The following is a 23,208-nucleotide window of genomic DNA, read 5'->3' as shown; positions in this document are numbered from 1 at the left end:
GTAGGCCCGTCGTCGCGGGTGCCGGACCTGCCCGTCGCTGAGTGTCTGGCACTCAGCGGTGCCGAGTGCCAGAACCGAGACTAGGACGCACTTAGCACTCGGTCAAGCGGAGTGCCAGGCGACGGCACCCGGACGAGCGTACGGGGACAATGTGCGGGTGGACGTGGACGTATTCGCCGAACTGGAATCGGCTGCGGGACAGGCGCTGCTCGCACAGCTGCGGGAGCACGACCCCGCCGACGAACTGGCCGTCGCCACCCGGCTGCGGCGCACGTACGACGCCGGTCTGGTGTCGGCGGCGCTCGCCCAGGCCCGGCTGCGGCAACGGGCGGTGGCGAAGTTCGGGGCGGAGGACGCGTACCGGATGTACTTCACGCCCAACGGCGTCGAGCAGTCCACCCGCGCGAGCGTGGCCGCGCACCGGGCGGCCCGCTTCAAGGAGCTGGGCGTGCGGCGGCTGGCCGACCTGTGCGGCGGCATCGGCGGCGACGCGATCGCGCTGGCCAGGGCCGGCATCCAGGTGCTGGCGGTCGACCGGGACGCGCCGACGTGCGCGGCGGCCCGCGCCAATGCCGCCGCGCTGGGTCTGGCGGACCTGATCGAGGTGCGGTGCGCCGACGTCACGGAGGTGGACACCGCCGGGTACGACGCGGTGTTCGTCGACCCGGCGCGACGCACGGGACGGGGCCGCACCTTCGACCCCGAGGCGTACTCGCCGCCGCTGTCCCGGGCGCTGACGGCCGCCCGTACGGTGCCGGTGGCCGCGGTCAAGGTCGCGCCCGGCATCCCGCACGAGGCGGTGCCGGAGGACGCCGAGGCGGAGTGGGTCGCGGACGGCGGGGACGTGAAGGAGGCCGCGCTGTGGTTCGGCACCGCGCCCGGCCGGGTCCGCGCCACCCTGCTGCCGTCCGGTGCCGCCCTCACCGGCCGCGGCCTGCCCGACCCGGAGGTCCGCCCCGTCGGCCGGTTCCTGTACGAGCCGGACGGCGCCGTCATCCGCGCGCATCTGGTCGCCGAGGCCGCCGAGGAGATCGGCGGCGGGCTGATCGACGAAACCATCGCCTATCTGACCGCCGACGAGCTGCGGCCGACCCCGTACGCGACGGCGTACGCGATCGACGAGGTGCTGCCGTTCGGCCTCAAGCGGCTCAAGGCGCTGCTGCGGGAGCGCGAGGTGGGCACGCTGACGGTGAAGAAGCGCGGCTCGGCGGTGGAGCCGGAGGAGGTGCGGCGCCGCGTGAAGCCGCGGGGGCCGAACGCGGCGACCGTCTTCCTGACCCGGGTCGCGGGCGCCCCGGCCATGATGCTGGGCCGGCCGGCCGGGGAAGGCGACACTCAGACGTATCGGACGTATCAGACGTAGTCGTCCAGGCGGGCCACGGTGAAGCCCTGCTGGGCGATCTGCCGCAGCATGTTCGCGGTCATCCTCGTCATCGACTCGCCCTTGAGCTCGCTCGGCCCGCGGAAGTGCGCCAGGATGATGTCGCCCGGGTGGAACCTGTGGTCGGGCCGCTGGAACTGCACCTTCTTGATCTGCATCGACTCGCGCCACAGGATGATCGCCCGCAGGTGCCCGCAGGAGTTCACCGCGGCCTTGGTGTCGGTGTTGTAGTTGCCGTACGGCGGGCGGAAGAGGCCGGGCGCGGTGCCGTACTCGTGGGTGAGCTTCGTCTCCTGGCCGCAGATCTCGTGCTTCTGGCCCGCGAGCGACTTCGTGTGCAGGTCGGGGTGGCTGAGGGTGTGGTTCTGGATCGAATTGCCCAGCGCCTGGAGCGGCTTGAAGAAGCCGTAGTCGCTCCTGATGATGTCGTCGGTCAGGAACATGGTGAAGGGGATCTTCAGGTCCTTCATCATCGCGACGAACTTCGGGTCCTTCTCGGCGCCGTCGTCGAAGGTGACGAAGACGATCTTCTTGGTGGTCGGCACATCGCTGACCACCGGCAGCAGCCCCTTGCCCGTCTTCACCGGCTTCACCGCGGGCGGCGCGGGCGGCGGCGGGAGCAGCGGGATCCCCCACTTGCGGAAGGCGGCGGCCCGCGCCGCCGCGGCGCTCTTCCCGGCGGCCGCGGCCTTGCCGGCGGCCGACGGCGCGTGCGCGCCGGTGTCGGAGGGGGACGGGGACGGCGGCGCCGCGTCGTCCTTGTGCGCGGAGCAGCCCGCGCCGCCGAGCAGCAGCGCGGTCACCGCCAGCAGCGGGACGAACAGGCGGGTACGGGTACGGGCGCGGGTGATGTGGTGCACACCCTGCCTGAGGGGAGATTCAGGTCGCGGGTTCCACCGACACCGAGGTGAACCGCCAGCGGTGCACCTGACGGCGTACCAGCTCCGCGTCCGGGTCCGGCAGTTCCGGCAGCACGGCGTCGTACGGCGCGTCCCACCAGGTCAGTACGAGCACCCGGTCGTCGGGCGCGGTCAGGAATTCGCGGCGGGCCGGCGTCCCCGGAAGGGTGCGGCTCCGCTTCCTGGCCCAGGCGAGGAGGTCGGGGCCGCGCCCTTCGGCGGCGGCGGCCTCCCACATCAAGGTGACGGTCATCCGTACAGATTGTCCTTGCTCAGCTCGTGCACGTGGTCGTGGTCGTGCGCATGCCCGTGGCCGTCCGCGGAAACGTGACCGTGCTCGTGGGTGTGGCCCGGGACCGAGACCTCCGTGACCGGCAGCGAGGAGTCGGCGGGCAGGTCCAGGGTGGAGGCGGCGCGCCCGCGCGCGACCATCTCGGCGCCGAGCGCGGCGACCATCGCGCCGTTGTCGGTGCACAGCTTGGGGCGCGGCACCCGCAGCAGGATGCCCGCGTCCTCGCAGCGCTCCTGCGCCAGCGAGCGCAGCCGGGAGTTGGCGGCCACTCCCCCGCCGATCATCAGATGGTCGACGCCGTTGTCCTTGCAGGCGCGGATCGCCTTGCGGGTCAGCACGTCCACCACCGCCTCCTGGAAGGACGCGGCCACATCGGCGACCGGCACGTCCTGCCCGTCGCGGCGGCGCGCCTCGACCCAGCGGGCCACGGCGGTCTTCAGGCCGGAGAAGGAGAAGTCGTACAGCGGGTCGCGCGCGCCGGTCAGGCCGCGCGGGAAGGCGATCGCCTTCGGGTCGCCGTCGCGGGCGTGCCGGTCGACCGCGGGGCCGCCGGGGAAGCCCAGGCCCAGCACCCGGGCCACCTTGTCGAACGCCTCGCCCGCCGCGTCGTCGATGGTCGAGCCCAGCGGCCGTACGTCGCTGGTGATGTCGGGCGCCAGCAGCAGCGAGGAGTGGCCGCCGGACACCAGCAGCGCCATCGTCGGCTCCGGCAGCGCGCCGTGTTCGAGCTGGTCGACGCAGATGTGCGAGGCCAGGTGATTGACGCCGTACAGCGGCTTGCCGAGCGCGTACGCGTACGCCTTCGCCGCCGACACCCCGACCAGCAGGGCGCCCGCGAGCCCGGGACCCGCGGTCACCGCGATGCCGTCCAGGTCGCTCGCGGCGACCCCGGCGTCCTTCAGGGCGCGCTGCACGGTCGGGATCATCGCCTCCAGGTGCGCGCGGCTGGCCACCTCGGGGACCACACCGCCGTACCGGGCGTGCTCGTCGACGCTGGAGGCGACCGCGTCGGCCAGCAGGGTGTGGCCGCGCACGATGCCGACACCGGTCTCGTCGCACGAGGTCTCGATGCCGAGCACCAGGGGTTCGTCAGCCATGGATCTCAGTTTCCTTCCGCGTCCGGCCGGTCGCCGGGGATCGGGAGCGGGGCGGCGGCGGGGTCGGCCAGGCGCATCACCAGCGCGTCGACGTTGCCGGGCTGGTAGTAGCCCTTGCGGAAGCCGATCGGCTCGAAGCCGAACCGCTGGTAGAGCCGCTGGGCGCGGGCGTTGTCGACCCGCACCTCCAGCAGCACCTCGTGGCACTCGGCGGCGGTCGCCGCGCTCAGCAGCGCGGTCAGCAGCCGGGCGCCGAGGCCGGTGCCCCAGTGGTCGCGGGCGGCGGCGATGGTCTGCACATCACCCGTACCGGCGACGGCGGCCAGCCCCGCGTAGCCGACGATCCGGCCGCCGCCGTCCGCCGCCACCACATACGTACGGGTCGCGTCCGGGTGCCGGGCGTCGGCCAGCTCCGACCAGAACATCGCGCGCGACCAGGCGTCCTCGGGGAACAGGTCGTGCTCAAGGGCCAGCACGTCGTCCAGGTCCCACCAGCGCATCTCGCGCAGCGTCACGGCGGCGGCGCCGGGCGCGCCACCGCCGTCCACGACGGTCCCGGTCACTTCGGCAGGACCGCCTTGTAGCCGGCCGGCACCTGCGCGTCGGGCCGCCGCAGATACAGCGGCAGCGGCGGCTCGAAGGGCTCGCCCGCCGCGAGCCGGTGGGCGGCGAGCGCGGCCAGCGAACCCGCCGACAGGTGGTCGGGGTCGGCGCGGCGGTCGGTGAAGACCTCCGGGTACAGCGCGGCGCCCGCGCCGACCGCCGGCAAGCCGCGTACGGCGTCGGCGATGTCGGCCGGGCGGTCCACGGCGGGCTCGGTGGCACGGCTGCGGGGGCCGTCGTAGCGCGCCCAGTACACCTCTTTGCGGCGGGCGTCGGTGGCCACCGTGAACGGCCCGTCGAGCCCGGCCTCGCCCGCCGCCCAGGCCAGCCCGTCCAGGGTGCACACGCCGTGCACCGGCACGCCGAGCACATCGGCGAAGGACGCGGCGGTCACCAGGCCGACCCGCAGCCCCGTGTACGGTCCCGGGCCGACGCCGACGACCAGGCCGGTGACGTCGGCGAGGGCACGTCCGGCGGTGGTCAGGACGCGGTCGACGGCGGGCAGCAGCAGTTCGCCGTGCCGCCGCGCGTCCACGACGGTCGACTCGGCGAGCACCCGCTCCCCGTCGTGCAGGGCGGCGGTGACGGCGGGTGTGGCGGTATCGAAGGCAAGCAGCAGCACGCCCCCAGCGTAGGGCTTGTCCGGGGGCGCGCAGCGTCACGGTCGTGGCCGCGGGCGGCGCGGCTGCTACCGTCAACCGGGAGCATGCGCGAACCCATCCGGAGGACAACCGTGGCGCGGATCAAGTCGAGCACCTTGGTGACGGGGCTCACCGCGGGCGCCATCGTCATCATCGCGGTGCTCGCCGCGCAGGCGGCGGGCTCCGCGCCCGACCAGCCGGCGGCGGCCGCCAGGCCGTCCTCGTCGGCCACCAAGTCGCCCAGCACGAAGCCGACCCCGAAGACGTACCCGGTGCCCGCCGACTCCGGCACCGGCCGCCGCGTCGTCTACAGCATCTCCGGCAAGCGGGTCTGGCTGGTCGGCGAGGCGGAGAAGGTCCAGCGGACCTACACCGTGGTCGCGGGCAATGTGGCGCCGAGCAAGGGGATACACCGGGTCTTCTCGCGCCGCGCCTCCGGCATAGGAGGCGACGGCGCCCAGGTCGAGCACGTCGTCCTCTTCGCGACGACCGGCGGGATAAACGTCGGGTTCAGCGCGGCGACGAACGGCTCAACGGCGCCGCCCGACCCGGACAAGAAAACCGCCGCGATCCGGGAGACCCGGCTGGACGGCACCGCGCTGTGGCAGATCGCGACGATCGGCAGCACGGTCTACGTGGTGAAGTAGGCGCACCGAAGCAAGCGCACTCGTACGGGCGACGGCATCACTGCCGTCGCCCGTCGGCGTTCACGGCCGGGCGGGGCGCTCGGCGCGGGTGTCGGTGCCGTGGTCGGCGCGGGCCTTGCGGGCGTCGGACGGCTCCCGCGGGGGCGTCGAGACCGCGTGGGCGGCGGCACAGGAGGACAGCACGGCGGCGGCCGTGGTCGCCGAGGGCGCGGGCGGGGCGGGACGCGAAGCGGATTCTCGGGGCAGCGGCATGGCGACTCCCAGAACGGGCGTGGTTAGGTTCCCCTAAGTGGGTATCCGGAACCAGCAGACCACGCCCCCGCCCCCCTGCGCAACATCTTGCCGACAGCCTGTCGGAGATACCGGCCGGGCGGGCGTACGGGACGGGCGCGTACGGGTCGGGCGCGGGCATACGGCGTACGACGCACGGCGTACGGGTCAGGCGCGCAGGGCCGAGAGATCCTGGCCGGACCAGCGGGGGCCGATGCCCGTGACGGTCACGTCCCGTACGTCGTCGGCGCCGTCCTCCGCCGCGGCGGCGTCCGCCGCGCCGCCCAGGGTGCGGGCGATCACGACCTGGAGGCGGGCCTCCGACAGCTCCTCGACCTTGCCGTCGCCCCACTCCACGACCACCACCGACTCCGGCAGCGACACGTCGAGGTCCAGGTCCTCCATCTCGTCCAGACCGCCCCCCAGGCGGTACGCGTCCACGTGCACCAGGGCGGGACCGCCGGACAGCGACGGGTGGACACGGGCGATCACGAAGGTCGGCGAGGTGACGGCGCCGCGTACGCCCAGGCCCTCGCCGAGACCGCGGGCCAGCGTCGTCTTGCCCGCGCCCAGCTCACCGCTGAGCAGGACGAGATCGCCGGGCGCCAGCAGGGCCGCGAGCCGGCGGCCGAGGCCGCGCATGCTGTCGGGAGTGGGGACGGTGAGCGTCACGGAGACCGTGTCGTGCGGTGTGGCCATGACTGCGCATGCTACGCGTCGACGGCCCCCGCCAGCTCCCGCAGCGCCTGCGGGACCGGCGACCGTACCCCGTCCGCGGCCTGCGCGATCAGCAGCGCGAGCGCCGCGTTCACCAGCTCCGGCCGTTCCATCAGCACCAGATGGCCCGCGCCCTCGACGATCACCAGCTCCGCGTCCGGCAGCTTCTCGGCGATCTCCGTGCTGTGCGCGCTCGGCGTCAGCAGGTCCTTGTCACCGGCCAGCACCAGGCCGGGCAGCCCGTCGAGCACCGACAGCGCGTCGCCCTTCTCGTGCTCGGTGAACGCCGGGTAGAACTCCGCGACCACGTCGATCGGCGTCGACTCGATCAGCCGCTCCGCGAACCGCCCCACCGCCGGATCGACATCGGACCCGAACGAATACTTCTTGATGATCCCCGCGAACAGGTCGGCGGTCGCCCGCCGGGTCCGCTCCACCAGGTCCACCTGGCTGCCCAGCATCCGCAGCACCCCCGGCGCCAGCGCTCGGAACGCCCGCGCGCCCGCCGCCGGCAGCCCCAGCGTCACCGCCGCGAGCTTGCCCGCCGACGTCGACACGAAGGCCACACCCGCGACCCGCTCCGCCACGTACTCCGGGAACTGGTCGGCGAAGGCCATCACCGTCATCCCGCCCATCGAGTGCCCGACCAGCACCACCGGGCCCTCCGGGACCGCCGCGTCCAGCACCGCCTTCAGATCCCGGCCCAGCTGGTCGATCGTGGCGGGCCGCCCCGCCACCTGGTCCCGGCCGCGCTCGCTGCGGCCGTGGCTGCGCTGGTCCCAGTACACCGCCCGTACGGTGCCGCGCAGCGCCGCGCGCTGGAAGTGCCAGGAGTCCTGGGTCAGGCAGTAGCCGTGCGAGAACACCACCGTCACCGGCGGTCCCGCCTCCGCGCGGCGGCGCAGCCAGTTGCGGGAGCGGCGGGCGGCCGGGGCCTGCTCGGCCTCCGGCGGATCGGCGTCGTCGGTCTCGAAGTACAGCTCCGTGCCGTCCTCCGCCACGGCCGTGCCCGCCCGGCCGCGCAGCGTCCCGTACGGGCCCGTCGCGTCCAGCGCCAGCCGGGCCCTGCGGCGCATCCCGCGGCCCACGGTGACGCGCTCTATCGCCACGCCCGCCGCGGCACCGGCCGCCACCACACCGATCGCCGCGCCGACCAGGCCGGCCCTCTCCCACTTCACGCCCTCGGGCACGCTGCTCCATCGTCGTCGGACCGGGTTCTGCCACCCGTGTCCCCGACGTATACCCGCGGGACGCGCCCTCCGATCCGGGTGACGATCTCGTACGCGATCGTGCCGCACGCCCGCGCCCAGTCCTCGGCGGTCGGCTCGCCGCCGTCGCCCGGCCCGAACAGCACCGCCTCGTCGCCCGGTTCCGCCGCGTCGCCGCCCAGGTCCACCACGAACTGGTCCATCGCGACCCGGCCCGCGACCGTCCGCCACTTGCCCGCCACCAGCACCGGTCCTGTGCCCGAGGCGTGCCGGGGCACGCCGTCCGCGTAGCCCAGCGGGACCAGCGCCAGCGTCGTCTCGCCCGGGGTCACGTACTGGTGCCCGTAGCTCACCCCGTGGCCGCCCGGCACCCGCTTCACCGACGCCAGCCGGCCCGCGACCGTCATCACCGGCCGCAGCCCGAACTCCGCCGGGGAGCCGATCTGCGGCACCGGTGAGATCCCGTACATCGCGACCCCCGGCCGCACCAGGTCGAAGTGCGCCTCCGGGAGCGTCAGCGTGCCCGGCGAATTCGCGATGTGCCGCACCTCCGGCTCCAGGCCGGCCGCTTCCGCCACGGCCAGGGCCTGCCGGAACACGGTCAGCTCGCGCTCGATCGAAGGGTGGCCGGGTTCGTCGGCGCAACTGAAGTGCGCCCACACTCCCGTCACCTTGATCAGGCCGGCTTCTTCCGCTGCCCGGGCTTGCGCGGTCAGCTCCGGCCACTGCTCCGGCTGGGCCCCGTTGCGGCCCAGGCCCGCGTCGATCTTCAGCTGCACCCTGGCCGTGCGGCCCGCTTCCTCGGCCGCCGCGGTCACTTCGCGCAGCGCCCACAACCCACTGACCGTCACGTCGATGTCGGCCTCGACGCACTCCCGCCAGGGGCCGCCCGGCGTCCACAGCCAGCACAGCGTGCGGGCCGTCAGGCCCGCTTTTCGCAGTGCGAGGGCTTCCTCCGGCGTCGCCGTGCCCAGCCACGTGGCTCCCGCCTCGACCGCGGCTTTCGCGCACGGCACCATGCCGTGGCCGTACGCGTCGGCCTTTACGACCGCCATGAAAGCGGCGGTCGGCGCTTTTGCCTTGAGCGCGGACACGTTCGACCGCAGGGCGGTCAGGTCGATCTGCGCCCAGGCGCGCAGCGGCTTTCCGTTCATTACGGGTCAGTCTCTCACCGCTCCGTTTCCCCGCCCGCCCACCCGTGCGGGTGCGTTGGCGTCTGCGGGCGCCACTCGTCGTGGGTCGGTGCCACCGCGGGGTGCCTCCTCGAGCTGCGTGCGGAGCCGTTCGTCCGTTTTCGGTGCCCTGGTGTCGGCACGCAAATCTGCGGGGGCACCCCACGGCGGCCCCTCCTCGCCGTTGGCGGCTGCCGGCCACTAGGGGGAGAGGTCAAAGACCGTATGGGTGCCCCCGAGATCCGGTGCCCCATGGGTACCGATGTCGCCCGGGTCACCCATGGGTGCCCTTGTCGGGTACCGCATTCCCCGGGCGCCCAACCTGGTCTTTGACCCCTCACCCCAGTGGTGGGGAGGACGCCGACGGCGAGGAGGGGCCGGGTCGGGGTGTCCCCGCAGATTTGCGTGCAGACACACGGGTGCCCTTACGGGGAAAGGGTGCCGCACGCAGCTCGAGGAGACACCCCGGCCCGGCACCGACCCCCGCACAGGCGGCACCCGCACCCCGCACACGCACCCGCACGGGAGGGCGGGCGGGAAAGACAAGGCCCGGCGCCGCCAGGGCTAGGAGGAGAGGGAGCCCCACGCGGTGGGGAGGGCGTCGGCGACGTCCAGGGCGGAGAGGGGCGCCCCGCGGGAGGCGAGACGAGCCGCGAGCCCGTGAAGATAGGCACCGCAGGACGCGGCGTCGAGCGGGGAGAGGCCGGCCGCAAGGAGGGACCCGGTGACCCCGGAGAGGACGTCACCGGAGCCGGCCGTGGCCAGCCACGGCGTCCCCGTGGGGTTGACCCGGACCGCCGCCCGGGACGAGGGCTCGGCCACGAGGGTGGTGGCCCCCTTGAGAAGGACGGTGGCACCGTAGCGCGCGGCAAGGCCGCGCACGGCGTCGAGGCGCCGCGCCTCGACCTCCTCCCGGGACCGCCCGAGAAGAGCGGCGGCCTCCCCGGCGTGCGGGGTGAGCAGGGTCGGGGCCGACCGGCCCCGTACGGCCTCGGGCGACAACAGCCGGAGCCCGTCCGCATCGACAAGCACCGGCACCGAGGAGGCGAGGACGTCCGCGACGGCCCGCCGCGCGTCGGCGGAGTCACCGAGGCCGGGCCCGACGACCCACGCCTGGACGCGCCCGGCGCCGGCCGGCGCCCCGGCGGAGACGAGGACTTCGGGGTGCCGGGCGAGGACGGCGTCACCGCCGGGCCCGGCGTAGCGGACGGCGCCTGCCCCGCCGCGCAGGGCGCCGGAGACGGCGAGGACGGCGGCGCCGGGGTAGCGCTCGGACCCGGCGGCGATCCCGACGACGCCCCGCCGGTACTTGTCGCTCGATCCTTCCGGGCGCGGCAGCAGCGCGGCGACATCGGCGTTCTGGAGCGCTTCGAGCTGGGGGTCGGCGAGGTACGGGCCGAGGCCGATGTCGATGAGCCGGGGCGCCCCGGCGAGGGTGGCGGCGGGGTCGACGAGGAGCCCGGGCTTGTAGGTGCCGAAGGTGACGGTGGCGTCGGCGTGCACGGCGTCGCCGAGGACTTCCCCGGTGTCGGCGTCGACGCCGCTGGGCAGGTCGACGGCGACGACGGCGGCCCGGGACTCCCGGGCGGCCTCGGCGAGCGGTACGGCGGCGGGCCGCAGCCCGCCCTTGCCGCCGATGCCGACGATCCCGTCGAGCACGAGGTCGGCGCGGCCGATGAGCGCCGCGGCCCGGTCCTCGTCGGCGACGCGTCCCCCGGCGGCGAGCAGCGCGGCGAGGCCGCCGCGGTGGGCGCGTTCGGGGGCGAGCAGGACGGCGGTGACGGCGGCGCCGCGCCCGGCGAGCCGGGCGCCGGCGTAGAGCGCGTCGCCGCCGTTGTCGCCGCTGCCGGCCAGGACGACGACGCGCGCCCCGTAGGTGCGGCCGAGCAGGTCGCGGCAGGCGGCGGCGAGTCCGGCCGCGGCGCGCTGCATGAGCGCGCCTTCGGGCAGCCGGGCCATCAGTTCGCCCTCGGCGGCCCGTACGGTCTCCACTGCGTGCGCGTACCTCATGGGATGTGTCCTCCGGCCGGGTCGTGGGCGGGGCGGACGCCCGGTGTGTGGGTGGCGCCGTGCTGCCCGTACTCCAAGCCTGCCCTACCCCTCGGCGATCACGACGGCCGACGCCACGCCCGCGTCGTGGCTGAGCGAGACGTGCCAGGAGCGGACGCCGAGGGCCGCGGCGCGGGCCGCGACGGTGCCGCTGACCACCAGCCGGGGCTGTCCGGAGGGTTCGGCGATGACCTCGGCGTCGAGCCAGTGCAGGTCGCCGGGGGCACCGAGCGCCTTGGCGAGGGCTTCCTTGGCGGCGAAGCGGGCGGCCAGCGAGGCGATGCCGCGGCGTTCGCCGGTGGGCAGCAGCAGTTCGGCGGGGAGGAAGAGCCGGTCGGCCATGCCGGGGGTGCGGTCCAGGGCGGCGGCGAACCGGTCGATGGCGGCGACGTCGATGCCGACCCCGACGATCACCGGTCGCCGCCTCGTCGGCCGGCGGCGCGCGTCGCTGCGTTCATGGCCGTCAGCTTAGGGCGTACGGCGGTGCGGACCGGGCGTACGGCCGCCCCGCCCGCGCCGCCCGTACGCCCTGCCGGGACAATGGAGGGGTGCCGACCACCCCCACCGCTCCCGCCACGGCGAGCCCGTACGTCGATCTGACCCGGGAGGAGTGGAGCGCGCTGCGCGAGCGCACCCCGCTGCCCCTGACCGCCGGGGAAGTGGAGCGGCTGCGCGGCCTCGGCGACGTCATCGACCTGGACGAGGTGGTGGACGTCTATCTGCCGCTGTCCCGGCTGCTGAATCTGTACGTGGGCGCGCACAGCGGGCTGCGCGGCGCGCTGAACACCTTCCTCGGCGACGCGGGCGGGGGGCACGGCGCGCAGCCGGGGACGCCGTTCGTGATCGGGGTGGCGGGCAGTGTGGCGGTCGGCAAGTCCACGACGGCCCGGCTGCTCCAGGCACTGCTGGCCCGGTGGCCCGAGCACCCGCGGGTGGAGCTGGTCACCACCGACGGCTTCCTGTATCCCAACGCGGAGCTGCACCGCCGCGGCCTGATGTCCCGCAAGGGCTTCCCGGAGTCGTACGACCGGCGGGCGCTGACCCGTTTCGTGGCGGACGTGAAGGCGGGCCGCGACGAGGTGACCGCGCCGGTCTACTCGCACCTGATCTACGACATCGTGCCCGGCGAGACGCTGACGGTGCGCCGCCCGGACATCCTGATCGTGGAGGGCCTGAACGTCCTCCAGCCGGCGCTGCCCGGCAAGGACGGCCGCACCCGGATCGGCCTGGCCGACCACTTCGACTTCAGCGTGTACGTGGACGCCCGGACCGAGGACATCGAGCAGTGGTACCTCGGGCGGTTCAGGAAGCTGCGCGAGACCGCGTTCCAGGACCCGCACTCGTACTTCCGCAAGTACACCCAGGTCTCCGAGGAGGAGGCCCTCGACTACGCCCGCCTGATGTGGCGCACCGTCAACCGCCCCAATTTGCAGCAGAATGTGCTGCCGACACGCAGCCGCGCCACCCTGGTCCTCCGCAAGGGCCCGCGCCACAAGGTCCAGCGGCTGTCACTGCGCAAGCTGTGACCCCGCCCGGGGTCGCCCGACCCCGACGACGGGAGCCACCCCGTGCTGCACCTGCGGATGATCGTGCCGGCCGACCGCACCGAGGAGGTCACCCGGCTGGTCTGCTCGACCGTGGGCGCCACGCATCTGACGGTGCTGCGCGGCGCCGCGTACGACCCGCTCGGCGACGTGGTGACCTGTGACGTGGCACGGGAGGCGGCGGACGGGCTGCTGACGGGGCTGCGGGGGCTGGGCGTGGCGGACGCCGGTTCGATCGCGGTGGAGAACATCGATCTGACGCTGTCGACCAGCGCCGACAAGGCGGAGGACGACGCGCCGGGCGAGGGCGCGGACGCGGTGCTGTGGGAGTCGCTGGTCGAGGAGACCCACGAGGAGTCGACGCTCACCATCACCTATCTGGCGTTCCTGACGGTGGCCACGATGCTCGCCGCGTACGGCGTGATGCTGGACAGCTCGATCCTGATCGTGGGGGCGATGGTGGTCGGCCCGGAGTTCGGTCCGCTGGCGGGGATCTGTACGGGGCTGGTACGGCGGCGGCGCGGCCTGGTGGCGCGGTCGTCGGTGGCGCTGCTGATCGGTTTCCCGGTGGCGATGCTGCTGACCGGCGGGTTCAGCGCGCTGATGAGCGTGTTCGGGCTGTTCACGCAGGGGCGGTTCGACGCGCCGCATCCGGCGACGCAGTTCATCTGGCAGCCGAGCTGGGACTCGTTCGTGGTGGCGTTCCTGGCCGGGATCGCGGGGATCCTGTCGCTGACCTCGTCCAAGTCCGGTGCGCTGGTCGGGGTGGCGATCTCGGTGACGACGGTGCCGGCGGCGGCCAACGCGGCGCTGGCGATCAGCTACGCGGACTGGGGCGAGGCGTGGGGCTCCACGGTGCAGCTGGTGGTCAACCTGGCGGGGATCGCGGTGGCGGGCACGCTGACGCTGCTCGCCCAGAAGTGGCTCTGGGCGAAGCAGCGGCGGACGGTCTCGATCTGACGCGACGTCACCGCCCGTACGGCGTCGGCCCCTTGACCGGGAACCGGCGCCGTGTCAGGAGGCTCAGCCCAAAGTGGACTTGACCACGTCGGCCAGCCGGCTCGCGACCGCGCGGGCGTGGTCGATGTCGGCGGCCTCGACCATGACGCGCACCAGTGGCTCGGTGCCGGAGGGGCGGAGCAGGACGCGGCCGGTGGTGCCGAGTTCGGTCTCGGCGTCGGCGACGGCGGCCAGCAGTTCCGGGGTGGTGGCGACGCGGCTCTTGTCGACGTCGGGGACGTTGACGAGGACCTGCGGCAGCCGCCGCATCACGCCGGCGAGGTCGGCCAGCGAGCGGCCGGTGGCGGCGACGCGGGCGGCCAGCAGCAGGCCGGTGAGGGTGCCGTCTCCGGTGGTGGCGTGGTCGAGGACGATGACGTGTCCTGACTGCTCGCCGCCGAGCGCGTAGCCGCGCTCCTTCATCGACTCCAACACATAGCGGTCGCCGACCGCGGTCTGCACCAGCTCGATGCCTTCGCGTTCCATCGCCAGCTTGAAGCCGAGGTTGGACATCACGGTGCCGACGACGGTGTTCTGCCGCAGCGCGCCGCGCTCGCGCAGGGCGAGGGCGAGGATCGCCAGGATCTGGTCGCCGTCGACCTCCTCGCCGGCCGCGTCCACGGCCAGGCAGCGGTCGGCGTCGCCGTCGTGCGCGATGCCGAGGTCGGCGCCGTGCTCGACGACGGCGGCCTTGAGCAGGCCGAGGTGGGTGGAGCCGCAGCCGTCGTTGATGTTGAGGCCGTCGGGCTGGGCGCCGATGGTGATCACTTCGGCGCCGGCCCGGGAGAACGCCTCGGGCGAGACGTGGGAGGCGGCGCCGTGCGCCTCGTCCAGCACGATCTTCAGGCCGTCGAGCCGGTTGGGCAGGACGCCGATGAGGTGGGCGACGTACTGGTCGAAGCCCTCGTCGTAGTCGCGGACCCGCCCGACGCCGCCGCCGGTGGGGCGCTGCCAGGGGGCGCCGGTGCGGTGCTCGGCGTAGACCTCCTCGATCCGCTCCTCCAGCTCGTCGTCGAGCTTGTGGCCGCCGCGGGCCAGGATCTTGATCCCGTTGTCCGGCATCGCGTTGTGGCTGGCGGACAGCATCACGCCGAGGTCGGCACCCAGCGCGCCGGTGAGATACGCCACCGCCGGGGTGGGCAGCACACCGACCCGCAGGACGTCCACGCCCGCGCTGGCGAGGCCCGCCACGACGGCGGCCTCCAGGAATTCGCCCGAGGCCCGCGGATCGCGTCCGACGACCGCCACCGGCCGGTGTCCGGCGAAGGTGCCGGCTTCGCCGAGCACGTGCGCCGCCGCGACCGAAAGGCCCAGAGCCAGCTCGGCGGTGAGGTCGGCGTTCGCCATACCCCGCACCCCGTCGGTGCCGAAGAGTCGTCCCACTGTTTTCCTCCGATGATCCGTGCGGTCGTGCGGGTGCGCGATGGTGCGGTGCGCGAGACCGTGGGGTCGCGCGATGGCGCGGTGGTGCGGCCGGGCGAGGGTGGTGGTGCGGCTCAGTGCCCGGCGCCCAGTGTCATATCAACAGACATTTGCGCCGATTCCCAGTAATGCGAACGCCTCGGAGGCACAAGAGTGTCTCCGAGGCGTTCGATGCGCCCGGCGCGGCATTGGTTCCCGCGCCGTAGGGCGTTTTAGCGCTTGCTGAACTGCGGCGCCTTGCGGGCCTTCTTCAGACCGGCCTTCTTCCGCTCGACCGCGCGGTCGTCACGGGTCAGGAAGCCGGCCTTCTTCAGCGGGCCGCGGTTGTTGTCCACGTCCGCCTCGTTGAGCGCGCGGGCGACGCCCAGGCGCAGCGCACCGGCCTGGCCGGAGATGCCGCCGCCGCTGATGCGGGCCACGACGTCGTACCGGTTGTCCAGTTCGAGCACCTTGAAGGGCTCGTTGACTTCCTGCTGGTGCACCTTGTTCGGGAAGTAGCCCTCGAGGGTGCGGCCGTTGATCTTCCACTTCCCGGTGCCCGGAACGATCCGGACGCGGGCGATGGACTGCTTGCGGCGGCCGGTGCCGGCGGCCGGCTGCGGGTCGCCGAAGCGCGAGGCGAGCGACTCGGAGGTGTACTCCGACTCGGGGGTCTCGGACTCGAAGGTCGTGATCTCGTCGAAGGTCTCTTCGCCCTCGACGGGGGTCTCGGCAGTGGTCTCAGCCACGATTCTCCTCAGATTTCTTTCTGGTAGCTGGTGGCCGGGACTACTGCGCGACCTGGGTGATCTCGAACGGCACCGGCTGCTGAGCGCCGTGCGGGTGCTGGTCGCCCGCGTAGACCTTCAGCTTGCCGAGCATCTGACGGCCCAGGGAGTTCTTCGGGAGCATGCCCTTGATGGCCTTCTCGACAGCCTTCTCCGGGCTCTTGGCGAGCAGCTCGTCGTAGCGCACGGAGCGCAGACCGCCCGGGTACCCGGAGTGGCGGTAGGCCATCTTCTGGGTCTTCTTGTTGCCCGACAGGTGCACCTTGTCGGCGTTGATGATGATGACGAAATCGCCGGTGTCGACGTGCGGGGCGTAGATGGGCTTGTGCTTGCCCCGCAGGAGGGTCGCGGCCTGGGTCGCCAGACGGCCCAGGACCACGTCCTGCGCGTCGATTACGTGCCACTGGCGGGTGACATCGCCGGGCTTGGGGCTGAACGTACGCACGGTCGCCTTCGCTTCTTCAGTGATGGTGTCTCCGCGGGCCCGTGGGAGGGCCGGGAGACGGGTCCTTGTACAAGGCCACCCGGACGATCAGACCAGCCCTGGCGGCACCCGGGGACGCAACCCGTCTGCCTGCCGCTGGTCATCGGCCCGGTGGACCGGCGTAAGGGCCCCTCACGTGAGATGGAGCAAGCCAATACGCATAACGACATCGAAGAATACCCGGGCGCCCCCGTACGGGTCAAAACGCCGTCGGTCCCGACCCCGGGCCCGCCCTGCCCCGCCGGTCAGCGTTCGCGCTCCACCCGCCGCTCGTCCCACACCGGCTCGGACGTCTCCCGGACCAGACCGTCGCTGCCGAAGACCAGATAGCGGTCGAAGGTGCGGGCGAACCAGCGGTCGTGGGTGACGGCGAGCACCGTCCCGTCGTACGACTCCAGGCCCTCCTGGAGGGCCTCGGCGCTCTCCAGGTCCAGGTTGTCGGTCGGTTCGTCGAGCAGCAGCGCGGTCGTGCCCGCCAGTTCCATCAGCAGGATCTGGAAGCGGGCCTGCTGGCCGCCGGACAGCTTGTCGAAGGGCTGGTCGCCCTGCCGCTCCAGTTCGTAGCGGCGCAGCACCGACATGGCGCGGCCCCGGTCGCGGGCGTGCTCGGTCCACAGGATGTCCACCAGGGTGCGGCCGAGCAGTTCGGGGTGCGCGTGCGTCTGCGCGAAGTGCCCGGGCACCACCCGGGCGCCGAGCTTGTACGTGCCGGTGTGCGCCACGCCCGTGTCGCCCGCCAGCAGCCGCAGGAAGTGCGACTTGCCGGAGCCGTTGGAGCCGAGGACCGCGACCCGCTCGCCGTAGAAGACCTCCAGGTCGAACGGCTTCATCAGGCCGGTCAGTTCCAGTTTCTCGCAGGTCACGGCGCGTACGCCGGTACGGCCGCCCTTGAGCCGCATCTTGATGTCCTGCTCGCGCGGCGGTTCCTGCGGGGCGCCGGCGACCTCGAACCGCTTCAGCCGGGTCTGCGCCGCGTGGTAGCGGGAGGCCATGTCGGGGCTGTTGGCGGCCTGCTGGCGCAGCCGCAGCACCATCGCCTTGAGCTTGGCGTGCTCCTCGTCCCAGCGCCGGCGCAGCTCCTCGAAGCGGGCGAAGCGTTCCTTGCGGGCCTCGTGGAAGGTGCCGAAGCCGCCGCCGTGCACCCACACCGTGGAGCCGGCCGGCCCGGTCTCGACGGCGACGATCTTCTGCGCACTGCGGGCCAGCAGCTCCCGGTCGTGGCTGACGAACAGCACCGTCTTGCGGGTCTGCTCCAGCTGCTCCTCCAGCCAGCGCTTGCCGGGCACGTCCAGATAGTTGTCCGGCTCGTCCAGCAGCAGCGTCTCGTCCGGGCCGCGCAGCAGCGCCTCCAGTACGAGCCTCTTCTGCTCGCCGCCGGAGAGCGTCTTGACCTCGCGCCACTGCGCCCGCTCGTACGGCACACCGAGCGCGGCCGTCGTGCACATGTCCCACAGGGTCTCGGCCTCGTAGCCGCGGGCCTCGGCCCATTCGGCGAGCGCGTGCGCGTACGCCATCTGCGCGGGCTCGTCGTCCTGCGCCATGATCGCCAGCTCGGCCGCGTCGACCGCCTTGGCGGCGGCCTGGATCCGCGGGTGCGCCACCGATACCAGCAGGTCGCGTACGGTCCGGTCGTCGCGGACGCTGCCGACGAACTGGCGCATCACGCCGAGGCCGCCGCTGACCGTGACGGTGCCGCCGTGCGGGGCGATCTCGCCGGAGATCAGCCGCAGCAGCGTCGTCTTGCCCGCGCCGTTGGCGCCGACCAGGGCGACGACCGCGCCGTCGCCGACCCGGAACGAGACGTCGCCGAGCAGCGCCCGCCCGTCCGGCAGGTAGTACTCGAGGTGCGCCGCTTCCACATGTCCCATGACCTGGATTCTCCCTGTGCGGGGCGATCCGCCCCAACCTGTTTTCCCGCGGTCCGGCATCCGGACCACCGCGCCCGGCCGGGGCCCGGATCCGGTCTGACCTGGTGCGGGCCCGGCCCGGCCCGGTGGCCCGATGATCGGAATATGTACGGGGCCGGACCGGCAATATGATGCGCGGCATGACTGATGGGCCCGGGCAGCAGCCGCAGCCTCCACAGGAACCCCCCACGAGCGCCCCCGAGGGCGAGCGCGAGGTCCTTGAGGGACGTGTCATCCCGTCCCGTTCGCAGCCGCGCCACGCCGCCGCGCAGCCGCCACAGCCTCCGCGGCAGCAGTCGCCGTACGACGCGGCGCCGGGCGCGATGCCGTCGCCCGCGACGGCGGACGACCCGCGGCGCCCGTTCCGCCAGGACGCCGGCTCCGACGTCGGCTCCGGAGGCAGCGCGCCGCAGGCGCCGTCCGCGGGCCCGGCCTGGTCTCCGCCGGCGCAGGGCGAGCAGGGCGCGTACCAGATCCGGCCCGGCGTCCCGGAGCGGCCCGCGCCGCAACCGCACCCGTCGCTGCCGCCGGGGGGCGCCGCTCCCCAAAGTCCGCAGGCCCCAACCGGACAAGCCCCCGGACAAGCCCCGGCCGGGCAGGCCGCGCCCGCGGGCCCCGGTACGGCACCCGCAGCCACCGCGAGCCCCGCCGCCGGCCCCACCGCCCCCGCGGCCCCCGGCCGGGACGACGCGCCCCAAGGCGCGCCCGGCATGGGCACCCACCGCCAGCCCTTCCCCCGCCGGCCGCGCCAGCAGGCCGGCGGCGCGCACAGCGCGAGCCGGGCGGGCGGGCGTCCGCCCGGCGCCGGGCAGGGCCCGGAGACCTCGGCCGGCACCCCCGACTGGAACGCGCTCGCCGACGAGCAGACCGCGCGCGGCGCCCGCCGCCGCAAGCTGATGCTGCTCGGCGGCGGCATCCTGGCCGTCGTGGTGATCGCGGGCGCGGTCGCCGCGGCCGTCGTGAAGTCCGGCGGCTCCGACGACGACAAGTCGATCGCCGGGCCGAGCTCGTCGGCCTCGGCCACCGGCACACCGTCGCCACTGCCGCCCACCCCGACGTTCTCCTCGGTCGCTCCCCCGCCGCCGCCCAATCCGCTGGACTTCATCTCCACGGCGGCCAAGGACACCGCGCCGATCAATCCGACGGCCTTCTTCCCGTCCCTGATCCTCAAGGCCAAAACCGCACAGTACGACCGGGTCACCACCGCGATGACCGACCAGTGCGACACCGGCGCCCGCAGCGACCTCGCGACAGCGCTCAAGGCCGACGGCTGCAAGCAGCTGGTCCGCGCGACCTTCACCCGCGGCGGTGTCGCCGTCACGGTCGGCGTCGCCGTCTTCGACGACGCGGCGCACGCGGTGAAGGTGCAGAAGACCGCCCACTACCTGGCCCCGCTCTACGGCGGCGGCGTCAAGGACTTCTGCCGCGGCGTCTCCTGCCAGATGACGTCCAACGCGGTCGGCCGCTACGCCTACTTCACCATCGCCGGCTTCAAGAACGGCAAGACCCTCACGAAGGCCGACAAGACCGCCCGCCAGGCGGCCAACGACGCCTCCGACTACGCCTTCCAGCGCATCATCCAGCGCGGCCGCGACGCCGCCGCGAAGTCCACGGCGACGCCGTAAGGATCACTCGGCAGGGACGCACGGCAGCGACCTTTTGTTGCGGGCCTCCTCCGCGCGGGCGGCCAGGAGGTGGTCGGCGGGGTAGCCGACCTCCTCCAGGGTGAGGCCGTGGGGGCGCAGGACCTTGACGGCGGAGTGGCGTTCGCGGCCGGCCAGGACTTCCGCGGGGAAGCCGGGCGGGCGGTGGCCGTCGCCGACCAGGATCATCGCGCCGATCAGGGCCCGCACCATGTTGTGGCAGAAGGCGTCGGCCCGCACGGTCGCGACCGCGAGCCCGTCGGCGGTGCGCTCCCAGCGCAGGTCGAGCAGGGTGCGGATGGTCGTGGCGCCCTCGCGCTTCTTGCAGTAGGCCGCGAAGTCGTGCTCGCCGAGCAGGAGTTCGGCCGCCGCGTTCATCCGGTCCACGTCCACCGGGCGGTCGTGCCACAGCACATGGCCGCGCAGCAGCGGGTCGACACCGCCGGGGTGGTCGCCGACCCGGTACGCGTACCGCCGCCAGACCGCCGAGAAGCGCGCGTTGAAGCCGGGCGGGGCCTGCGACACCTGCCACACCCGTACGTCCCAGGGCAGCCGTCCGGCCAGCCGGCGGCGCAGATTGCCGCCCTCGGCGGCCCACACGTCGGCCGGCAGGTCCACGTGCGCCACCTGGCCGCGCGCGTGCACCCCCGCGTCGGTGCGCCCGGCGACGGTCAGTTCCACCGGCTCGCTCATCCGCAGCACCGTGGGGATCGCCGCCTCCAGCTCGCCCTGCACGGTCCGCCGGGTGCGCTGCTTGGCCCACCCGGAGAAGTCGGCACCGTCATAGGCCAGATCGAGCCGTACCCGTACGAGCCCGGCCGGCACCTCGTCGCTCACCCGCATACTCCCTGTCAGAACGGCTGGAACAGCGGAACGGGCCCGCACCCCCGAGGGGGTACGGGCCCGTCCGTCGGTCGTCGGAACGCGCTCAGGCGTCCTTGGACTCCCCGGACTCCTCGTCCGCGGCGGGAGCGGCGTCCTCGACCGCGTCCTCCGCGGCCTCGGGCTTCGCGTCCTCGACGGGCTCGGCGTCCTTCTTGAGGTCGGCCAGGGCCTCGTCACCGGCGCGCTCCTTGGCGGAACGCTTGGTGGCGGCCTCGGCCTCGCCCGTGGCCTGCTGGGCCACGGTCAGCGCCTCGACCAGCTCGATGACGGCCATCGGCGCGTTGTCGCCGCGGCGGTTGCCGACCTTGGTGATGCGGGTGTAGCCACCCGGGCGGTTCTCGTACCGCGGCGCGATCTCGGTGAAGAGCGTGTGGACGACGCTCTTGTCCGTGATCGTCTGAAGAACCTGGCGACGGTTGTGGATGTCGCCCTTCTTCGCCTTGGTGATCAGCCGCTCCGCGACCGGACGCAGCCGGCGCGCCTTGGCCTCGGTGGTCTTGATCCGGCCGTGCTCGAAGAGCGACTTCGCGAGGTTCGCGAGGAGCAGCTTCTCGTGCGCGGCACCGCCGCCGAGACGGGCACCCTTTGCGGGCTGAGGCATGGTCTTTCTCCTTCTCCGCTGCACCGGCCGTGTCAGGTACCGGTGTCAGTGCGAACTGGCGGGTGCCAGCTCGATGGGGTCCGGGGCTTCGCCCCGGAACCTCCCCGGCCCGTCGGGGCCGGAGAGGCGTCCGGCGCGGGCCGGGACCGTCGGCCCCGATCCGCGCTGGAAGCGATCAGTACTGCTCGGTCTCCACGAAACCGGCGTCCACGTCGTCGTCGGCGCCGAAGGCGTCGGCGGCGGCGGTGGGGTCGAATCCGGGCGGGCTGTCCTTGAGGGCCAGGCCCATGCCGGCCAGCTTCGCCTTGACCTCGTCGATCGACTTCGCACCGAAGTTGCGGATGTCGAGCAGGTCGGCCTCGGAGCGGGCGACGAGCTCACCCACGGAGTGGATGCCCTCGCGCTTGAGGCAGTTGTAGGAGCGGACGGTGAGTTCCAGCTCCTCGATCGGCAGCGCCAGGTCCGCGGCCAGGGCGGCGTCCGTCGGGGACGGGCCCATGTCGATGCCCTCGGCGTCGACGTTCAGCTCGCGGGCCAGGCCGAACAGCTCGACCAGGGTCTTGCCCGCGGACGCCATGGCGTCGCGCGGCCGCATGGCCTGCTTGGTCTCGACGTCGACGATCAGCTTGTCGAAGTCGGTGCGCTGCTCGACACGGGTCGCCTCGACCTTGTAGGTGACCTTGAGCACCGGGCTGTAGATGGAGTCGACCGGGATACGGCCGATCTCCTGGCCCTGCTGCTTGTTCTGCACCGCGGAGACGTAGCCGCGACCGCGCTCGACGGTCAGCTCCATCTCCAGCTTGCCCTTGGCGTTCAGCGTCGCCAGGACCAGGTCGGGGTTGTGCACCTCGACACCGGCCGGGGGCGCGATGTCGGCGGCGGTGACGACACCCGGGCCCTGCTTGCGCAGGTACATCACGACCGGCTCGTCGTGCTCCGAGGAGACGACGAGCTGCTTGATGTTGAGGATGACGTCGGTCACGTCCTCCTTGACGCCCGGCACGGTGGTGAACTCGTGCAGGACACCGTCGACCCGGATGCTGGTGACAGCGGCACCGGGGATCGAGGAGAGGAGCGTACGGCGGAGGGAGTTGCCGAGGGTGTAGCCGAAGCCCGGCTCCAGCGGCTCGATCACGAACCGGGAGCGGAATTCGTCGACGACCTCTTCGGTCAACGAGGGACGCTGAGCGATCAGCATGAGTGTCGGTCCTTCTTTCGTGGGCGCCCGCTATTTGACGCCCCCTGTACTACGAGGGTACGGGCGGACCGCCGGTTTCCCGGCGGACCGCCCGACATCGACCGCAGTCGTACCCGCGAGTAAGCGGTCGCTTACTTCGAGTACAGCTCGACGATGAGCTGCTCCTGCACCTGGGTGTCGATCACCTGGCGCTCGGGCAGGCTGTGCACGAGGATCCGCAGCTTGCCCGCGTTGGCTTCCAGCCACGCCGGCACGGTCTTGTCGCCGGCCTCGCCCTGGGCCACCGCGAACGGGGTCAGGTTGCGGGACGACTCGCGGACCTCGACGATGTCGCTCACGGCCACGCGGGCCGACGGGATGTCGGTCTTGCGGCCGTTGACGGTGATGTGTCCGTGACGGACCAGCTGACGGGCGTGGTCGCGGGACTTGGCGAAGCCGGCCCGGTACACCACGTTGTCGAGACGGGTCTCAAGGATGCGCAGAAGGTTCTCACCGGTCTTGCCGGTCTTCTGGTTCGCTTCCTTGTAGTAGTTCACGAACTGCTTCTCGAGGACACCGTAGATCCGCGCGCACTTCTGCTTCTCACGCAGCTGAAGCAGGTACTCGCTGTCCTTGGTGCGCCCGCGTCCGTGCTCACCCGGGGGGTAAGGACGGATCTCGATCGGGCACTTCGCGCTCTCGCACTTGCTCCCCTTGAGGAAGAGCTTCTGCTTCTCCCGACGGCAACGCTTGCAGTCGGCCCCGGTGTAACGCGCCATATGTCTCGTGTCTCCTGTTGTCGC

At 73.1% G+C, this 23,208-nt stretch carries 24 protein-coding genes; 5 read left to right on the top strand and 19 right to left on the bottom strand.

Annotated features, from left to right (window positions below; all coding sequences use genetic code 11):
- Positions 1-163 precede the first annotated feature (163 nt).
- Positions 164-1,363, top strand: a complete 1,200-nt coding sequence (locus BM076_RS10965) for a class I SAM-dependent methyltransferase (RefSeq protein WP_407640645.1) — start codon at positions 164-166, stop codon at positions 1,361-1,363.
- Here BM076_RS10965 and BM076_RS10960 read toward each other — a convergent pair.
- The 5 genes from BM076_RS10960 to tsaB are packed head-to-tail and all read right to left on the bottom strand — an operon-like array spanning position 1,354 to position 4,894.
- Positions 1,354-2,241: a polysaccharide deacetylase family protein gene (locus BM076_RS10960; protein ID WP_093713246.1), complete on the bottom strand. Its 888-nt coding sequence runs from the start codon at positions 2,239-2,241 to the stop codon at positions 1,354-1,356. The two genes, BM076_RS10965 and BM076_RS10960, sit on opposite strands and share 10 nt — an antisense overlap.
- Positions 2,242-2,260: 19 nt before the next feature.
- A complete protein-coding gene (locus tag BM076_RS10955; RefSeq protein WP_093713245.1) occupies positions 2,261-2,533 on the bottom strand; it encodes a hypothetical protein in 273 nt (90 codons plus the stop codon).
- Positions 2,530-3,669: a tRNA (adenosine(37)-N6)-threonylcarbamoyltransferase complex transferase subunit TsaD gene (tsaD, locus tag BM076_RS10950; protein ID WP_093713244.1), complete on the bottom strand. Its 1,140-nt coding sequence runs from the start codon at positions 3,667-3,669 to the stop codon at positions 2,530-2,532. Before tsaD ends, BM076_RS10955 begins: the two co-directional genes overlap by 4 nt.
- A 5-nt stretch (positions 3,670-3,674) precedes the next feature.
- The gene (gene rimI / locus BM076_RS10945) at positions 3,675-4,232 is read right to left on the bottom strand and encodes a ribosomal protein S18-alanine N-acetyltransferase (RefSeq protein WP_322934959.1); all 558 of its coding nucleotides are present in this window, start codon (positions 4,230-4,232) and stop codon (positions 3,675-3,677) included.
- Complete coding sequence (tsaB, locus tag BM076_RS10940; protein ID WP_093713243.1) at positions 4,229-4,894, bottom strand: tRNA (adenosine(37)-N6)-threonylcarbamoyltransferase complex dimerization subunit type 1 TsaB; 666 nt, start codon at positions 4,892-4,894, stop codon at positions 4,229-4,231. Before tsaB ends, rimI begins: the two co-directional genes overlap by 4 nt.
- Positions 4,895-4,978: 84 nt before the next feature.
- Between tsaB and BM076_RS10935 the strand changes: the two genes are divergently transcribed.
- The gene (locus BM076_RS10935) at positions 4,979-5,560 is read left to right on the top strand and encodes a hypothetical protein (RefSeq protein WP_177246403.1); all 582 of its coding nucleotides are present in this window, start codon (positions 4,979-4,981) and stop codon (positions 5,558-5,560) included.
- A 60-nt stretch (positions 5,561-5,620) separates the two neighbouring features.
- Here BM076_RS10935 and BM076_RS10930 read toward each other — a convergent pair whose 3' ends face one another.
- The 6 genes from BM076_RS10930 to BM076_RS10905 all read right to left on the bottom strand — a co-directional run bounded on the left by BM076_RS10930 (position 5,621) and on the right by BM076_RS10905 (position 11,390).
- Positions 5,621-5,812: a hypothetical protein gene (locus BM076_RS10930; protein ID WP_093713241.1), complete on the bottom strand. Its 192-nt coding sequence runs from the start codon at positions 5,810-5,812 to the stop codon at positions 5,621-5,623.
- 186 nt (positions 5,813-5,998) lie between these two features.
- Positions 5,999-6,529, bottom strand: coding sequence for a tRNA (adenosine(37)-N6)-threonylcarbamoyltransferase complex ATPase subunit type 1 TsaE (tsaE, locus tag BM076_RS10925; RefSeq protein WP_093713240.1), 531 nt, complete (start codon positions 6,527-6,529; stop codon positions 5,999-6,001).
- 11 nt (positions 6,530-6,540) lie between these two features.
- Positions 6,541-7,737: an alpha/beta fold hydrolase gene (locus BM076_RS10920; RefSeq protein ID WP_245795956.1), complete on the bottom strand. Its 1,197-nt coding sequence runs from the start codon at positions 7,735-7,737 to the stop codon at positions 6,541-6,543.
- Positions 7,722-8,909, bottom strand: a complete 1,188-nt coding sequence (gene alr, locus BM076_RS10915; protein ID WP_093713239.1) for an alanine racemase — start codon at positions 8,907-8,909, stop codon at positions 7,722-7,724. Before alr ends, BM076_RS10920 begins: the two co-directional genes overlap by 16 nt.
- Before the next feature lie 582 nt (positions 8,910-9,491).
- Positions 9,492-10,937: an NAD(P)H-hydrate dehydratase gene (locus BM076_RS10910; RefSeq protein WP_093713238.1), complete on the bottom strand. Its 1,446-nt coding sequence runs from the start codon at positions 10,935-10,937 to the stop codon at positions 9,492-9,494.
- 84 nt (positions 10,938-11,021) lie between these two features.
- A complete protein-coding gene (locus BM076_RS10905; protein WP_093713237.1) occupies positions 11,022-11,390 on the bottom strand; it encodes a holo-ACP synthase in 369 nt (122 codons plus the stop codon).
- Between the two features lie 134 nt (positions 11,391-11,524).
- On the opposite strand from BM076_RS10905, the gene coaA reads away from it, so the two are divergent.
- Positions 11,525-12,502, top strand: a complete 978-nt coding sequence (gene coaA / locus BM076_RS10900) for a type I pantothenate kinase (protein ID WP_093713236.1) — start codon at positions 11,525-11,527, stop codon at positions 12,500-12,502.
- A gap of 42 nt (positions 12,503-12,544) precedes the next feature.
- Positions 12,545-13,480: a DUF389 domain-containing protein gene (locus tag BM076_RS10895; RefSeq protein WP_093713235.1), complete on the top strand. Its 936-nt coding sequence runs from the start codon at positions 12,545-12,547 to the stop codon at positions 13,478-13,480.
- Between the two features lie 63 nt (positions 13,481-13,543).
- On the opposite strand, the gene glmM is transcribed toward BM076_RS10895, so the two are convergent.
- From glmM to BM076_RS10875, 4 genes are all read right to left on the bottom strand, one after another.
- Entirely contained in the window at positions 13,544-14,902 is a 1,359-nt protein-coding gene (gene glmM / locus BM076_RS10890; protein ID WP_093713234.1) for a phosphoglucosamine mutase, read from the bottom strand.
- Between the two features lie 251 nt (positions 14,903-15,153).
- Positions 15,154-15,669 carry a 30S ribosomal protein S9 gene (gene rpsI / locus BM076_RS10885; RefSeq protein WP_093713233.1) on the bottom strand — a complete coding sequence of 172 codons (516 nt, stop codon included), beginning with the start codon at positions 15,667-15,669 and terminating at the stop codon, positions 15,154-15,156.
- A gap of 40 nt (positions 15,670-15,709) precedes the next feature.
- Positions 15,710-16,153 carry a 50S ribosomal protein L13 gene (rplM, locus tag BM076_RS10880; protein WP_093713232.1) on the bottom strand — a complete coding sequence of 148 codons (444 nt, stop codon included), beginning with the start codon at positions 16,151-16,153 and terminating at the stop codon, positions 15,710-15,712.
- Positions 16,154-16,437: 284 nt separating this feature from the next.
- Positions 16,438-18,060 (bottom strand): ABC-F family ATP-binding cassette domain-containing protein, encoded by a 1,623-nt coding sequence (locus BM076_RS10875; RefSeq protein WP_177246402.1) that lies wholly within the window; start codon positions 18,058-18,060, stop codon positions 16,438-16,440.
- A gap of 179 nt (positions 18,061-18,239) precedes the next feature.
- Between BM076_RS10875 and BM076_RS36550 the strand changes: the two genes are divergently transcribed.
- Complete coding sequence (locus tag BM076_RS36550; RefSeq protein WP_177246401.1) at positions 18,240-19,724, top strand: hypothetical protein; 1,485 nt, start codon at positions 18,240-18,242, stop codon at positions 19,722-19,724.
- Positions 19,725-19,727: 3 nt separating this feature from the next.
- Here the strand turns inward: BM076_RS36550 and truA are convergent, their stop codons facing one another.
- The 4 genes from truA to rpsD form a co-directional block, all read right to left on the bottom strand.
- A complete protein-coding gene (truA, locus tag BM076_RS10865) occupies positions 19,728-20,579 on the bottom strand; it encodes a tRNA pseudouridine(38-40) synthase TruA (RefSeq protein WP_177246400.1) in 852 nt (283 codons plus the stop codon).
- Between the two features lie 91 nt (positions 20,580-20,670).
- Complete coding sequence (gene rplQ, locus BM076_RS10860; RefSeq protein WP_093713230.1) at positions 20,671-21,228, bottom strand: 50S ribosomal protein L17; 558 nt, start codon at positions 21,226-21,228, stop codon at positions 20,671-20,673.
- Positions 21,229-21,403: 175 nt separating this feature from the next.
- Positions 21,404-22,426, bottom strand: a complete 1,023-nt coding sequence (locus BM076_RS10855) for a DNA-directed RNA polymerase subunit alpha (protein ID WP_033177813.1) — start codon at positions 22,424-22,426, stop codon at positions 21,404-21,406.
- Between the two features lie 131 nt (positions 22,427-22,557).
- Positions 22,558-23,184, bottom strand: coding sequence for a 30S ribosomal protein S4 (gene rpsD / locus BM076_RS10850; protein WP_093713229.1), 627 nt, complete (start codon positions 23,182-23,184; stop codon positions 22,558-22,560).
- Positions 23,185-23,208: the final 24 nt, after the last annotated feature.

Origin of the sequence: Actinacidiphila alni (assembly GCF_900112845.1) — a bacterium.
Classification (GTDB): domain Bacteria; phylum Actinomycetota; class Actinomycetes; order Streptomycetales; family Streptomycetaceae; genus Actinacidiphila; species Actinacidiphila alni.
This window is presented reverse-complemented; position numbering and strand designations above follow the sequence as displayed.